The organism is [Clostridium] fimetarium, assembly GCF_900111235.1.
Taxonomy (GTDB): domain Bacteria; phylum Bacillota; class Clostridia; order Lachnospirales; family Lachnospiraceae; genus Clostridium_N; species Clostridium_N fimetarium.
In genome coordinates, this window is sequence record NZ_FOJI01000014.1 from 23,570 (window position 1) to 37,617 (window position 14,048).

17 protein-coding genes and 1 pseudogene are annotated in these 14,048 nt (G+C 31.5%); 3 read left to right on the top strand and 15 right to left on the bottom strand.

Annotated features, from left to right (window positions below):
* Position 1 precedes the first annotated feature (1 nt).
* From BMY18_RS15905 to BMY18_RS15920, 5 genes and pseudogenes are all read right to left on the bottom strand, one after another.
* On the bottom strand, positions 2-814 hold the full coding sequence (locus BMY18_RS15905) for a type II secretion system F family protein (protein ID WP_242941060.1): 813 nt from the start codon (positions 812-814) through the stop codon (positions 2-4).
* Positions 811-1,194 (bottom strand): annotated as a pseudogene (locus BMY18_RS15910) (ATPase, T2SS/T4P/T4SS family); the annotation flags it as partial. The gene BMY18_RS15905 and the pseudogene BMY18_RS15910, both read right to left, overlap by 4 nt.
* Positions 1,195-1,257: 63 nt before the next feature.
* Positions 1,258-3,141, bottom strand: coding sequence for a recombinase family protein (locus BMY18_RS15915; RefSeq protein WP_092455854.1), 1,884 nt, complete (start codon positions 3,139-3,141; stop codon positions 1,258-1,260).
* Positions 3,125-3,280 (bottom strand): hypothetical protein, encoded by a 156-nt coding sequence (locus BMY18_RS21145; RefSeq protein ID WP_170841440.1) that lies wholly within the window; start codon positions 3,278-3,280, stop codon positions 3,125-3,127. Before BMY18_RS21145 ends, BMY18_RS15915 begins: the two co-directional genes overlap by 17 nt.
* Positions 3,281-3,720: 440 nt before the next feature.
* Positions 3,721-4,116 carry a hypothetical protein gene (locus BMY18_RS15920; RefSeq protein WP_092455856.1) on the bottom strand — a complete coding sequence of 132 codons (396 nt, stop codon included), beginning with the start codon at positions 4,114-4,116 and terminating at the stop codon, positions 3,721-3,723.
* Positions 4,117-4,614: 498 nt separating this feature from the next.
* On the opposite strand from BMY18_RS15920, the gene BMY18_RS15925 reads away from it, so the two are divergent.
* Positions 4,615-5,142 carry a hypothetical protein gene (locus BMY18_RS15925; RefSeq protein WP_092455858.1) on the top strand — a complete coding sequence of 176 codons (528 nt, stop codon included), beginning with the start codon at positions 4,615-4,617 and terminating at the stop codon, positions 5,140-5,142.
* Positions 5,143-5,271: 129 nt separating this feature from the next.
* Here the strand turns inward: BMY18_RS15925 and BMY18_RS21150 are convergent, their stop codons facing one another.
* The 3 genes from BMY18_RS21150 to BMY18_RS15935 form a co-directional block, all read right to left on the bottom strand.
* Positions 5,272-5,439: a hypothetical protein gene (locus BMY18_RS21150; protein ID WP_170841441.1), complete on the bottom strand. Its 168-nt coding sequence runs from the start codon at positions 5,437-5,439 to the stop codon at positions 5,272-5,274.
* Between the two features lie 216 nt (positions 5,440-5,655).
* Positions 5,656-6,843 carry a DNA/RNA non-specific endonuclease gene (locus BMY18_RS15930; RefSeq protein ID WP_242941061.1) on the bottom strand — a complete coding sequence of 396 codons (1,188 nt, stop codon included), beginning with the start codon at positions 6,841-6,843 and terminating at the stop codon, positions 5,656-5,658.
* A gap of 903 nt (positions 6,844-7,746) precedes the next feature.
* The gene (locus BMY18_RS15935; RefSeq protein WP_092455860.1) at positions 7,747-8,754 is read right to left on the bottom strand and encodes a radical SAM/SPASM domain-containing protein; all 1,008 of its coding nucleotides are present in this window, start codon (positions 8,752-8,754) and stop codon (positions 7,747-7,749) included.
* A 118-nt stretch (positions 8,755-8,872) separates the two neighbouring features.
* Between BMY18_RS15935 and BMY18_RS15940 the strand changes: the two genes are divergently transcribed.
* Positions 8,873-9,847, top strand: coding sequence for an SH3 domain-containing protein (locus BMY18_RS15940; protein ID WP_092455862.1), 975 nt, complete (start codon positions 8,873-8,875; stop codon positions 9,845-9,847).
* A 24-nt stretch (positions 9,848-9,871) separates the two neighbouring features.
* Positions 9,872-10,105 (top strand): hypothetical protein, encoded by a 234-nt coding sequence (locus BMY18_RS15945; protein WP_092455864.1) that lies wholly within the window; start codon positions 9,872-9,874, stop codon positions 10,103-10,105.
* An 86-nt stretch (positions 10,106-10,191) separates the two neighbouring features.
* Here BMY18_RS15945 and BMY18_RS15950 read toward each other — a convergent pair whose 3' ends face one another.
* The 7 genes from BMY18_RS15950 to BMY18_RS15975 form a co-directional block, all read right to left on the bottom strand.
* Complete coding sequence (locus BMY18_RS15950; protein ID WP_092455866.1) at positions 10,192-10,977, bottom strand: metallophosphoesterase family protein; 786 nt, start codon at positions 10,975-10,977, stop codon at positions 10,192-10,194.
* 51 nt (positions 10,978-11,028) lie between these two features.
* Positions 11,029-11,364, bottom strand: a complete 336-nt coding sequence (locus BMY18_RS15955; RefSeq protein ID WP_092455868.1) for a hypothetical protein — start codon at positions 11,362-11,364, stop codon at positions 11,029-11,031.
* Between the two features lie 36 nt (positions 11,365-11,400).
* Positions 11,401-11,637: a hypothetical protein gene (locus tag BMY18_RS15960; RefSeq protein WP_092455870.1), complete on the bottom strand. Its 237-nt coding sequence runs from the start codon at positions 11,635-11,637 to the stop codon at positions 11,401-11,403.
* 25 nt (positions 11,638-11,662) lie between these two features.
* Complete coding sequence (locus tag BMY18_RS15965) at positions 11,663-12,280, bottom strand: recombinase family protein (protein WP_092455872.1); 618 nt, start codon at positions 12,278-12,280, stop codon at positions 11,663-11,665.
* 84 nt (positions 12,281-12,364) lie between these two features.
* Positions 12,365-12,517, bottom strand: coding sequence for a hypothetical protein (locus BMY18_RS21155; protein ID WP_170841442.1), 153 nt, complete (start codon positions 12,515-12,517; stop codon positions 12,365-12,367).
* A 317-nt stretch (positions 12,518-12,834) separates the two neighbouring features.
* On the bottom strand, positions 12,835-13,197 hold the full coding sequence (locus BMY18_RS15970; protein ID WP_092455874.1) for a hypothetical protein: 363 nt from the start codon (positions 13,195-13,197) through the stop codon (positions 12,835-12,837).
* A 19-nt stretch (positions 13,198-13,216) separates the two neighbouring features.
* The gene (locus BMY18_RS15975) at positions 13,217-14,029 is read right to left on the bottom strand and encodes a hypothetical protein (protein ID WP_092455876.1); all 813 of its coding nucleotides are present in this window, start codon (positions 14,027-14,029) and stop codon (positions 13,217-13,219) included.
* Between the last annotated feature and the right edge of the window lie 19 nt (positions 14,030-14,048).

A 14,048-nucleotide genomic window follows, 5' to 3' on the forward strand; every position in this document is an offset into this window, starting at 1 on the left:
TTTATACCTCAATTCTTACTATTCTTTGAGCTAACCAATATGATAATATATATAATACTAAGCACACTGTCATCACCACTATTCCTACTACATTTCCATAAAGTCCTTCAATAAATTCTGGTGATGAGAGCTTCAAATATAAAATAATTCCAAATGGCACAATACTCATTATTTTCTGTTCCATCTGCTTGCCACTAATTACTGTTTCAATTTCGTTTTTTGCGTCAATTTTTTCGCTAATCGTATTTGCTGTATTTCTAATAATGGTTATCAAATCCCCTCCGCTTCGCTTTGCATATCGAAACACTTCAGCAAAATACAGGATATCTTCAATTTCACTTTTTCTTGCAAAATCATCTAATACGTCTTCAATGTTTTCATTCATATCAATTCTATGATTTATATTTTGAAACTGGATAACAATATCGCTTTTATCCCCATATAACAAAATCAACTCTCCCAGCGCTTCTTTAAATGAATTTTCTACCGAGTAACCTACATTTAGAGAAAAAGAAACTGCAAGCATGCCATCCTTAAATTGATTTAATAACCCCTGTTTTCTCTTTCTTTGAATCTCCTGCGCCGAATTTTTAATATAAATATGTACATAGGGCATTAATATGATCGCATATAACAGATTTTCATAAAACAAATATGATATTATCAAAATAATTAACACACCTTTCAATAGTGACATTAAATATTGGGTCTTGGATATTTTATATTTCTTATATATATCTTCTATATACATGTGTTTTATATTCATTTCTTTTATGCGAATAAATTTATCTTTCATATACTTATCATTTTTCAAATTGACTCCTCTTTGATTCCCGCCCCTTGCAATTTGTACGTATTAACAAGTCCATCTCCGCATTTAACCAGTTCCCCTATGATTTTTTTATTCTCGTCTTCACCATACTCTATGAACCGATACAAAACGTTCATTCCGATTGTACCATCTTTGTATTCAAGTACTTCCACTATTTCAAGTACTCTCCTAGTCTTATCTCTAAGTCTTCCCAAATGAACAATGATATCAATTGCAGATGCGATCTGCGCCCTTATCGCAGTTACCGGCATGTCCATTCCCATAAGTACCATAGTCTCTAAACGGGAGAGCATATCTTTGGGACTATTACTATGACCTGTTGATAAACTCCCATCATGCCCCGTATTCATAGCGCGGTACAACGGAGAATCAAACGATAGGCAAAACGAAGACCAAACTATAAAGTTTGGTCACTTATCGGAGTATTAATATGTAGCTAAGATTTTTACTTTAATGTCTTTCCATGCAGGTTTCTGAAAACTTTTTCTACCATATGTGTTTACAAATTTGCATGCATCTTCATAGTTAATTGTAAAATCAGCAATAGGTATTGCTTCATCATCAATTAAATAACGGTTCTTATAATTCTTGGCAAATTTGTTTTTATATTCACTTTGTTTATTGCATTGACCCTTCAGATTAATATACCAATCGAAGCTACCATCTTCATAAGCTACTATTTTACTTACAAAACTATCTACAAAGCCTTGATCGATCTCTTTATAACCATAAACATTTATACTGGCTTCAATAGTCATATTGAGAAAATCTATTATTTTCTTTTTTTCGTCTTTTTCATCAAACGAGGATAGCTCTTCAAAATCGTCTTGTATATTTGTTAATTCTTCTTTTAATGCCATAATTTTCTTGTCGATTCTAACTAAAATATTTTGAAAATTCTCGTCTGTTAGCTTACCTGAAAAGAACATATCTAATGTATTTTCTTTTTTTATATTTAAATTAATAATATCTTTTTCTAAATTTTCTGGATTTTTATGTACCTTTTTTGTCATCTCTGTTCTATAGCAGTCTATAATCATATTATAGGCTAACTGCACTGATTTCCGCCTATCTATCCATATTATATCGAAGATCTTTAATGCACTCATATCAAGTTTCACTTTATCAAATGTAGTCAAATTACATTTTTCCTTTATTTCTCCATCATCAGTTAATCTCACTAATGAGCTGTCATAATTATTACAAGTATAACCAATTGCTCGATTACCCTTTGCATCTGGTCTACGAATATAATTTTTCTTAAATGAACTCCCACACTGGCATTGAAGTTTTTTAGCATATACATCTATAATAGGTTTATATCCTAAAGACTTCATTATCTTATTACCATTTTTATCTTTTAAAGGGTTTCCGTTCTTATCTAATTGTGGGTGGCTAGATATTTTAGCCTTACTATGCAATTTCTGTTGAACCTTGTTAAAAGTATCTTCATCTATAATAGTGTCCATATTTTCACTCTTAACATATAGATGTTCATTTTTGTTCTTATTTTTACATCTCTCACTATGAATACCATCTTTGTGGGATTTATTATATGCTAAATATCCACAAAATGATTTATTAATTAAAAGTCCATACACTGTAGAAGTGTACCAGTTTAAGTTGCCAGTTTTGGTTCTATATCCCAATCGCATAAGTTCTTTTGCTATAAGTCTACATCCTAAATCTTTATTTAAAGACATGTCATATATCTCTTCAACAATCTTTGCTTCTTCCTCGTTTCTTCTATATTTATTTGGATACCCTTTTTCTGTTTTAATTAAATCATAGCCAAAATGATTATCTGAGCCAAATGGAAACTGCTTTTCCTGTCTTTGCTTATGTGCTTTATTGGTATATATCGATTTATTTTCGGATTCTTGCTCGGCTACTACTGCTAAAATCGGAAGTGTCATTTTAGCCATTGGGTCATTACTAAGAAAATGGTAAGATGTAAAATACACAACTACTCCATTTTTGTGTATCTCTTCGAGATATTCTAAAAACTCTTTTGTGTATCTAGCAAATCTTGATACATCTCTCATTACAATCATATCAAATTTGTCTTTCTTTGCATCTGCTATCATAGTCTGAAAAGCATCCCTCTTTATTGCCAAAGTACCAGTAACACCTTCATCAAAATAACCCTTGTAAAATTTCCAATTATCATGCTCATCGACTATCTTCTTCAAATCATCTGCCTGATACGCAAACGAAATCTGCTGTTCTTCCTTATCAGTAGAAACTCGACCGTAAACTGCTACTTTTATGTCTGCTATATATAAATTTTCTTTAGTTATTGTTATCATTACATTCAGTCTCCCCTCTACGAAATTTGTTCATCACTGCCTCATAAGTTGCCTGATTAATAATGCCTTTACTATAAGCTACCTCAACTAGAACTAATGCTCCTGCTAAATCTTCAACTTCTTTTTGAATATCAGCCATGAATTTACCTCCAACAAATAAATTTTTATGTTGGACATACATAGCCTAAGCTTTCACCTTAGAAATTGTGTTAAACTGACTTGATTTTGTTACACCTTAGATGCATACGCTGTAACATATCCTTGTGATGTTAACTCTGAAACACCTCGATTGGAAGTAGCTACTACTCACGAAAAATCAACCTTCTTCTTAGTAGATATGCTTCATCTGATACGCAATCAATACTTCTCACCTATTTTGTCGCAAATAAAAACAGAGATAGATTTTATCTCTATCCCTGTCTCATTATTAGATACCCCATTTTAATTATTATTCTTTTTCTTCAATATTAACCTATGCCTCGAAATCAATACTATCAGCAAATTAAGCAGAGAATATGTTAGTGAATAAAAAAACCAACTACCTAATATAATAGTTGGCTGAAAATCAACATGTTCTTATTAATTTAAATCAGACCTGTGACTAGATGAAAACAGAATATCATAAGCTTTATGAATAAAATGCATTCTTTCAATTAAACTCATTTCATAATACTTGTTGACAACTGATTCTTGTGTTAACTCATATGTATTATCTTCTATAATTTTTTGCACTCCTGCACCTACCTGTACAGTTGAGTCATATAGTATCCACCCTCTATCATCAAAGCATATCATTACATCATGATCTTCATCTGTTCCCTCACTCCTAACAACTCGACTATGGCTTTCTAAAGTTGCAAAAGGTATTAAAGTTCTATTTGCTAACCCATATCCTACTGTCTTATTACGATCAAAATGTTCCATTCCTTCAGCAGTTACTGCCTTAACAATCTTTAACAATTCTTCCTTACTCATAGTTCCCCTCTCATTTTGTATAAAATTTATATACATATATTATCCAACTATCATATTCAGTTGTCAATGTGGTATTAACTTTTATTTGTTTTGCTAATTTTATTATGATATAATACATTATTATCTGTTTAAGAGAGTGGTTAAAAAGCCTCTCTTCAGAAGGGTTTGGTTAGCTGTCAAAAGATTTATAATAACTTTATTAACTTGTGCCTGTGCATTTAATTTCAATGCAGAAATCGAGGTTCATATGACAAATATCAACGAAGTAACAACCCAATCAATTGAGACAACGGTTAGTTCAGCAGCTAACCACCCTTTCTCTTAAGCAGATAATAGATTTTAATTCAAGAATCTTTCTATTGTTATTCGATAACAATTAACTTATTGCGCCTCCCCATCCTATATGCTACTCTAATCCAAGTAAACTCATCTAAGAATTTGTGATATACTTCCATTATACTTAATATTCCAAATAAATTTGAAGGAGAAAACATAAATATGACAATATCTGACAAGATTCAATTGGGTACTATAATAACAACTACAGCCTTTAGCATTATAGCTATAATTATTTCTATTCGTACCTTACGCCAAAATTCAAAAATGCTTGAAGAATCAACCAGACCAGTATTAAGCATATACGGTGAATCAATTGATACAGGAAATCCTTCACTATATTTGGTAATAAAAAATTTTGGAACTAGTACTGCAACTATTAGTAAATTTTATTATGATTTTGACTTCACTAATTGCTATTGCACAAAGGGCATTGATTTTTTAGGTAAACTTAAAAATTGTACTATTGCACCAGGACAATCACGAATTTGCTTACTTGAACAAAGATATATAGATAGACCTGTTAAATTCGATATAGAATATAAATCTACCACAAGAACCTATAATGAATCTTTTACAGTTGACATCAAAGCAGGAGTTGGTATGCCTTCATCTAAAAACAAAACACCTGATATGGAATTACAAACCATTTCGTTTACGCTTCAAGAAATGCTCCAAAAGAATCTTTGATAATTATCATATTCATTTTCATAATCTACCGACATCGTTTTGATTATGTACATTATTTTAGTTTAGTGAATTAAAAGATACAGATAAACTACTAAATTAAAGTTATAGTACTAATCAGAAATTGTTAATTCATATTATTTGATATTCTTGAATAATAATTATTTTACCAATACATTCTTTATCTTTATAAATTTCAATAATATGATCATCATATTCACATGATTTAATTTCTAATATGCTCTTTTTGTAAAAATTCAATTTTTCTTCTGTATCATAGCTTTTATTTTTATATTTCATTTTTTACACCTTTATATTTTTACAATCTTCTTAACATTTTAATTTACTTTTACTTCAATTATAAGTTTTAAAAATTCGTATAGGCTTATTTCTACTTTCAATCTAATGTATCATTGATACTCTCATCATAATCATTTTTGAATAATCACTCAAAAATTTGGTTGTATGCTCTTTTCCCAATTTCAAAATGTTTTGCAAACTCTAATCTTTTCTTCTTTACTCTCCCACTACTCCGTCTCCATCAGCATCTGTCATATATTTATATAACCAATCTTTTGAATAAATAGGCATCGCATATCCAGCAGCCTTAGCTTCAGCAATTGTCACTTTTCCATTTTTATTAGTATCAACTCTGTTTAATTCTATTTTTTCATCTACTGGTGTAGCAATTCCACCCGAAGAATTACTAATAGGTGCAGATGTAGGTATAGTAGCAATAGTAGATGCTACTGTAGGTGTAACAATTGCTTTATCAGGATTTATATTATCAAAATCATCGATTACTTTATTTCCTTTTAAAATATATTCATAATGATAATGTGAAGGTATTTGAGTAGCTGTATCTGGATAAGTTATAGTTGCAACAAAATCCGTACATCCACCTGCGTCACGCAATACTTTTTCCATATATGCTTGATTACCAGATCTATTTAATACACTATCTTGTGGAGTAATATTATAAGCATTCGATACCCCACCTAATGAATCTGCTATCACATGACCTTCATCTAAATCGGAACGTTCTGTTCCAGAAACTTTTGCCTCATCAGCATAATATCTTCCACTTGATAACACTTTTTCAGTATTAGGATCTTGCAAGGTGACTTTATCAGCGATAACATATACAAGTTGACTATATTCGTTTGTTAATCCCCAATAAATTCTATCCCCAAATCCTACGTCTACTGCAACGTTAGATTGTCTATTTCCTGAAAGATTCCCACCATCGACAACAATAATTTTATAATTGCTACCATTGTAATTAATTGTATTATTACTATTTGTTAATATTGATTGTTGTGCTTCTATATTAGGCTGAACTACTTTTGGTGTATCATTCTGTGATTCAGCAACATCAACTTTATTTTCTACTTCTGCATCTGAAGATGCTATATTTTCAACATTTTCTGTTATATTAGACGCTTGAGCATTTTCATTATTATTTTCTAAACTATTTTTATTTGATGATAACGTTGCTCCAAAAACAAACAAGGCTATTAAAATTGGAATATAAATTCGCTTTTTAAGTCTAATCCCTAATTTATCTAGCTTATTTACAAATATAGGATTACATCCTATTGCAACTAATAGCATAAAAATACCTGATATAAAATTACTTAAAAATCCTCCAATTGACATTAAAACAAAAAATACTGACAACACCCATAAAATTATTTTCTTCATCCGTTCTCCCTCTCGTTTTACTATATAATATAATTGAATATATTATATCAGTATAATAAATAATTTAAAATCAAAATCGTTTTTGGTTGTATCATTAATTTTTAATTAGTTATCATTACTCGTGTATTAGATACACCATGATATTATTTGTATCATTGGCTCCACTATAATAAACAAATATTTTACTAACTACCAAAAGAAATCATTACTCAATTTTGCACACTGTTCTTTTGAAATAAAAATAGCTACAGCTCCACTTGGGAATCTGTAACTAATAAAATGTATATATTCAAATCAATTGATTTTAGCATCCCCCTTACAATATATTCCCCAACATCTTGTATGAACTAAGTTTATTACTTTTAAGTGATTATATCAAGTTAAATTAATACAAATATTAGTAATAATTTATCATATTAATTTTAAATTATTTTCATTAACACAAAAATGAGCCACTACAATTTTTGGGGGGAGTAGTGACTCATGTATAAAATCCTACTGGGGAGTAGAACTTTTCTATTTTATCCTAATTAATCTATTATTTCAATACTAATTTGTAATTTACTTTTCCCATCTTATTCCTAAATAAAAAATCATAAAACTTAATGTTAAAAAATAGTGATCTCTTGAAAGCTCAATTGTTGGTATAATAAAAACTGTATTTTTGTCTGTCCCTTTAAATAAATAGTATTTCATCTTACACCTACCCTTTTTAATATAAATATACAATAGCTTTAATATTAATTGTTGGATTTGGCGAAATTTGTAATTATTTGGGCGATTTTTGTAATAAAGTTATCATACTCATAATCATAATCTACCCTAACAATTTTCATTGATTCTCACTCTTTTATTTTTGAATCAAAAAACAGGTCATTTCAGACCTGCTTTTTAACATCATCTTTACATTGGAAAACATTGTCTGTCTACAAATAACTGATAGACCTTAGTGAGTAAATCACATGAAGCCTTGTTTCGGTTGACATCGTGATTTAAGTGGCATGAGCCTCTACAATGGTAAAATGCTTTGCATGACTTACACTCCTCTGGATACTCGTACCTGAAACCAACATCGTATGAAGTCTGGCTCTTTAATACATCTAATAAATCTATGTCATCTGTTATGTTACAAATGACATCCTTACCTGCTACCGTCTGACAAGGATATACTTTTCCGTCTGTGTCAATTGCAACTCCTGTTTTGCCTGCACCACAACCACCTGAACATGCTACCCCAATGTCCATCATATTGAATGTAAACATTCCCATGTTGTAACTGTTGCTGATAAGTTTTTCTGCTATCTTCACAACTGTTTCATACATAATATCCGAGTCCTCTTGAGTGATACCAAAATGATTAAAATCAACTTTCCATGGTAAGTTCCAGTTAGATGCAAATTGTGCTAAATCAACTAACTCTCCAGTCGGTAAATTTGTATCACTCATTACAGATAATATGTTAACTGGGTGATTATGTCTACGTAAATCTTCTATACTAGCCATTACTTTTCCTGCTGTAGATACCCCATTTATATCAATCTTTGAATTAATTACTCCATCAAGCGATACTGCAGTGCCTATGTTATTACTTAGAATCCAATCACGAATTTCTTCATTATATATCGTTAAGTTTGTAATCATAGAGCATCTAAATTTTTCCTTGAGCTTTTCTTTCATTATCAGTGGGTAATCCTTCCACTCATCAAAGTTGAAGAATGGTTCTCCACCTGATAAACGATATGTAAGCCAGTCTATTTTACCTTTTTCAAATAAACTTAGAAACTGGTTATTTGTTGCTTCCCAAACTTCTGGACTCATACTCTGATTGTAATGCCTCTCGAAACAATATGGACATCGAAGATTACAATTGTTTGTTGTGAATATCCATGGACTCATTCCGAACTTATTCATGTATTATCCTCCAAGTATAAAGTTGCTATATATTACAAATAATACCATATTTTTTTGACAAACAACAGTGCAACCTTTATAATCAAAACAGAAATGCTTATATATCAAGGGGAGAAAAATGTATAGAAATAAGAAGATCGCAGCTGGTACAGCAGTAGTATTATTAGCAGGAACATTAGGCACTGCAGGTTATTTCAATTCTCAGAAAATAGAAATCATTAGTAAAACTATAGAAGTTGAATCAGGTAATAATCTTAGCACAAATATATCTGATTACATAAAGGCATCTGACAGTATATTGAAAAATGCGACCTTGGATTTGTCAAAAGTAGACACTACAACAGTTGGTAGTTATGAAGCTATCGTTACATATAAAGATAAGACACTTGAATTTACAGTTAATGTAGTAGACACAACTGCACCAGTTATTACAGTCAATATATCAGAAATAGCATTAAATTTAGGGGAAACATTAAAGATCGAATCAATAGATACAAGTGTATCAGATACAAGCAATGTAACATTGACCTTTGAAGATGGTTCAACATCAACGACTTTCGATACAGAGGGTACACAGAATGTCAAAATTATTGCAACCGATAAGTATAATAATACTTCTGAAAATAAAATCAGCATAAATGTCATATCAATATTTATGTTATGCGATAAGATATTGTATGTAAATTCAACAACGCTTCCAGTACGTGATGATTATAATCTAAATGCAAATCAAATCGGAAGTTATGATTATCGAGACGCAGTTATAGTCATCGCAACAGTGAAGGATACCAACTGGGTAAAGGTACGACTAGCAGATGGAACAGAAGGTTATTGCATCAACGATTACTTTAGTGAATCTCAACCTGCAGTAAAGGTAGTACCACAAGCACCTACTCCTACACCAACACCAACTCCAGTTACACCTAGCAATTGTACTTCAAATTGCACTTCAAATTGTACATCTAACTGCACTGTTACTCCAAGTAATTGCACATCTAACTGTGCAAGCAACTGCACATCAGATTGTGTACAAGATTTACCAGACGGACTAAGTCAGAATTGTCCAACAGGTAATCCAGGTGGACACTATTAACAACTTCTGTCTAGGAGACTAAACATGGCATTTTACAGTTTTATAATAAACCGAAACTTAACTTTACCTTTATGTAGAACTATTGTAAAGAGTAGACTAACAAAAACTGAGTTTCCGAGTCAGTTAGTAGTACCTTTTCATAATTACGAGGTAGAGTTATTTTATATTGAATGCAAGTCAAAGAAAGAGTTATTTGAAAAACTACCTAATGCAATCAGTTCTTTTACAATGAAACGAACAAATGAGCTAATAAAATAAATTCTTCCTATACTAAAACAAGCAGGTCTATCTAAATCAGACCTGCTTGTTTTAATACAATATATCAACTTATTTACTACTATCTATTACTTATTTTCAAAGAAACTCAAAGGTAGCATGCATTCATATATCAATTGATGCCTATTATCTACTGATATATTATCATGATAGTGTCCGAAAAACCAGTGTTTAAAATCAAGCTGCATCTCGATCTTATTGAAGTACTCAGTCAAAATGTCATAACTATAAAGATAAGAAGTTAGACTTGTCTTAGCATAATATTCCTCAAGACGATGCTGAGTCTCTGTTGAAGTACAGTGAGTGATAACGTAATCGACCTTATAACCCACTTTTGCTAAGTTATCCAAACCTTCCTGCATTTCTTCTTCTGTTGGTAACTCTTGTTTCCACCAACTCTCATTTAACACACGATATGGTAAGTTTTTCATCATTGCCTCATGACGTAACATATCATATGATGGATCATCTAATTCAAGTATTCCACCTTGGATATCATGACTTTGTGCTCCTCCAAAAGTAAAAAAAGTCTTTCCTTCTATATTAAATACTTGACCACGCTCAAGATGAATACATTTATCGCCTACTATCTTTCTTACCTTTCCACCATTCCATTCTTCAACTGGAAACTCATAAAGCATATTATAATTTTCATGATTGCCTGCTACCCAAAGAACTGTGTAATCTCTAGTTCCAAAGAACTCTCTCCAATATTGGTACTCTTTATCATCAGACCAAAGCAATCCAAAATCACCACATACGATTACTGTATCTTTTTCTGTCAACTGACCACCAAACTTACTTTTTGCAAAGCGTTTAAAACTACCATGTGTATCTCCTGTGATATAAATCATATTAACACCTCCTCAATAAGCAGTTAATTATATCATTCCATCTTAAGCCTCTCATAAATCAATTTGTACAGTTACAAGTTCATTACCAAGCTCATATGCATACAGCTCCTGCCTAAGTTCATAATGATGCATACGCACTATTTCTATAAACTCACTAATAATATCATTTACAAGAATACTATCACAATAAATTGTTAAGTTTTCTTCTTCATACTCTCTGCCTTTGTAAGCACCTTTTACCATTGTACTATACCAAGAGAGTACTCCCATCTGTTCAAATACTTTGTATAAATCTTCCTTGAAACTGATATGATCAACTTCAATCAAATTTAAATCTATCCAAGCAAAATGTGGAATATGTAGCACCAATTTTTTATCATACACCATAATAAATCTCCTCGTTTAATTTATACTAACTGATTTTCAAACACATAACCACCATTGATAAGATAGCAGACCATACGGAATAGATTCTCCTGCTGCTTGTATCTCTCTGATTACTCTTAATATTTCTCCTTCGGTATCATCTAGTATTTTTCCTTCTGCTATACCTTTATCTAAACCATCTGCATACTCGCAAAAATCTTCAGCAGTCAACGTTCCATTTTTCATATATCTACGAACCATTTCTTCTGTAATTTCGATGTGTTTTATTTCCATTTGATTTCTCCTCGTATAATTATTTCTAGTCAGCTACTTTCACTAGATACATTTTCTTTAACTTGTAAAAGCTTGTTTTCTTAATCCCAAGTTTTTTCATTGCATCAACTATTTTCATCTCACCTGATTGAACTTTACACATAACTTCATCCCAGTTTTCAGGTTTCTTAATATTAGGTCTACCAAATTCAATACCTTTTTTATGGGCAGCTTCAATTCCTTCTCGCTGTCTGCGTATGATTTTAATTCTTTCTTCTTCAGCAATAGAACCTAAAACTTCAATCAATATATTATTGACCATTTCAAGCACCCACTCTTGACCTTTTGGATAATCAGCCATTGTAGTCGGTATATCAAGAATTTTGACTCTAATACTTTTCTGTTTAAAATACTCAAGTTCATTTTTAATGTCAGCCTTACTTCTTGATAATCTGTCCAGTTCTTTTACAACTAAGGTATCACCACTTCGTAACATATTATTTTTCAAACTGAGATACCCCAAACGATTGATGTCCTTACCACTTTCTTTATCAACTATAATATCTCGACCATTGATACCATACTCCTTTAGAGCTTCTAATTGCCTATCTTCATGTTGACCTTTGGAAGAAACTCTTGCATAACCAAACTCTTTACATTCCATAGAAGATCTCCTCCTTTCGTTAAATCTTTGAATTATAAAGTCCGTAAACGTATTGAAACTTCGCAAACTTCCGTAATGTCAAAATCAAACTTTTACGAACCATAATTTCAACCAATTTACAATGTCCGTAAATTCACGCTTTTCTGAACCAATATCTTCAGACGAAATTACCGTTTCTTCAATAACCAGAAAATACAGATGCGCATGTCCGCTTGTGTTCGATTTTTCTATACACACTCAAAGGATTTACCCTCCAGAGCCTTATTAGCCTGTGTGGGCAAATATCGAGCAAACGAACTTTTTTAAACCTTTACGAACTTGTGTGTTAGATTACCATAGTAAAAGGGCTACTTCAACGGATACTATAGCCAATCATCAAGGCAATTAGTTAGTACTATTGATACAATGTGTTTCATTTCAAGCACTTTGAGAACCAATTGCAAGCCATTACCAGTGCAGGACACAGAACCAGACTTTATACGAGTTTCTTCCATAGTAAAAGGGATAGGCTTTTGACCTATCCCCAATAACACATATTCCATTTACACTATAGACTAAACTTGATAATCCAGACCAGACATCATACATGAAGTTCTAAATACAATACTAAATAGGCTTTCAGCAAATTCACCATATTCTAGAATTATTTCATCTGCAAAGGGCATTTCTGACTCAATAAACAAAGTTGTCTCTTCATCAAAATTATAGTCGATCCCATACAGAAATTTATCTGTTACCCTTGAATATAAATCAACAATAGCATTGTAATCTTTAGTCTTAGACTGGCTAATTAACCAAAAACTTGTCTTCATCTGAAAACGATTATTAAATTCATTGTCTTCATATTCTACTACCTTGCTTGGAACTCTTAGTACTCGCTGTTTTTCCTTTAAACCAACCTCTTCCAAATCTGTCATAATATTTTACCACCCTTCTTTAATTTGCATTATCAAATAGTTCATCTTCGCTAATCTCTGTATCTTCAAAGATTGGTTCTATCTCCTGAATCTTTGTATCCTTACTAAAAACTTTTACCATAGAATCAACGCTGCTCTTAGTTGCGCTGTGGAATGCTGTAAGTATCTCAATTTTTTGTTGATTAACAATCTGTTCCCCATCATTATATAGAATTGAATCCATCTCTAATACACTGCATAGATACTTCAATTTATTGATATCTAAGCTTTGAGTAGCTCTCTCAAAATAATCTTTTGAATAACTGCTAAGAAAATCTAATTCATTCTTACAATCATCAAGACCTATTAAATCCTCAGATTCACTACAAGATAATAAATTAATTTTTGAGCCGACTCCATCGATTAGAAAGTCATGATTTCTATTACTACTCTTAACAATATCCACTCTGGTTTGCATTTCTAATAACTTTTCCTGACTTTCAAATAAGATAATATAATCAAAGTTTTCACCAAACATATTAAAAAGTAACTTTGAAATGCTTGCTCTCTGAACTCTAAATGTAGCAGCTGACTTAGCTTTACTATTGGGAAATTTTCTTTCATATGCCTCCACCAATGCCTTTGAACTTCTAATATCTCTATTGCCTACTATAAACTTTGTATTTACACTATTAGTCCAACTACATCTAGTTACAAACTCCTTAATTGATTTAAAGACATCTCTTCGTAATTGCAAGTACTTAATTGGTTTCCCATCTAAGTCATACTCGCTTTGCAAACCATACTCAACCTGACTAAGCTTATAGAAGAAACTCACGCTATTACTTGCCATACAACAACCTCCTTTCTTA

Excerpts from the sequence above, each read along its gene's own strand:
- BMY18_RS15915 (WP_092455854.1), bottom strand. The coding sequence starts at position 3,141 with ATGATAACAATAACTAAAGAAAATTTATATATAGCAGACATAAAAGTA.
- BMY18_RS21145 (WP_170841440.1), bottom strand. The coding sequence starts at position 3,280 with ATGGCTGATATTCAAAAAGAAGTTGAAGATTTAGCAGGAGCATTAGTT.
- BMY18_RS15920 (WP_092455856.1), bottom strand. The coding sequence starts at position 4,116 with ATGAGTAAGGAAGAATTGTTAAAGATTGTTAAGGCAGTAACTGCTGAA.
- BMY18_RS15925 (WP_092455858.1), top strand. The coding sequence starts at position 4,615 with ATGACAATATCTGACAAGATTCAATTGGGTACTATAATAACAACTACA.
- BMY18_RS21150 (WP_170841441.1), bottom strand. The coding sequence starts at position 5,439 with ATGAAATATAAAAATAAAAGCTATGATACAGAAGAAAAATTGAATTTT.
- BMY18_RS15930 (WP_242941061.1), bottom strand. The coding sequence starts at position 6,843 with ATGAAGAAAATAATTTTATGGGTGTTGTCAGTATTTTTTGTTTTAATG.
- BMY18_RS15935 (WP_092455860.1), bottom strand. The coding sequence starts at position 8,754 with ATGAATAAGTTCGGAATGAGTCCATGGATATTCACAACAAACAATTGT.
- BMY18_RS15940 (WP_092455862.1), top strand. The coding sequence starts at position 8,873 with ATGTATAGAAATAAGAAGATCGCAGCTGGTACAGCAGTAGTATTATTA.
- BMY18_RS15945 (WP_092455864.1), top strand. The coding sequence starts at position 9,872 with ATGGCATTTTACAGTTTTATAATAAACCGAAACTTAACTTTACCTTTA.
- BMY18_RS15950 (WP_092455866.1), bottom strand. The coding sequence starts at position 10,977 with ATGATTTATATCACAGGAGATACACATGGTAGTTTTAAACGCTTTGCA.
- BMY18_RS15955 (WP_092455868.1), bottom strand. The coding sequence starts at position 11,364 with ATGGTGTATGATAAAAAATTGGTGCTACATATTCCACATTTTGCTTGG.
- BMY18_RS15960 (WP_092455870.1), bottom strand. The coding sequence starts at position 11,637 with ATGGAAATAAAACACATCGAAATTACAGAAGAAATGGTTCGTAGATAT.
- BMY18_RS15965 (WP_092455872.1), bottom strand. The coding sequence starts at position 12,280 with ATGGAATGTAAAGAGTTTGGTTATGCAAGAGTTTCTTCCAAAGGTCAA.
- BMY18_RS15970 (WP_092455874.1), bottom strand. The coding sequence starts at position 13,197 with ATGACAGATTTGGAAGAGGTTGGTTTAAAGGAAAAACAGCGAGTACTA.
- BMY18_RS15975 (WP_092455876.1), bottom strand. The coding sequence starts at position 14,029 with ATGGCAAGTAATAGCGTGAGTTTCTTCTATAAGCTTAGTCAGGTTGAG.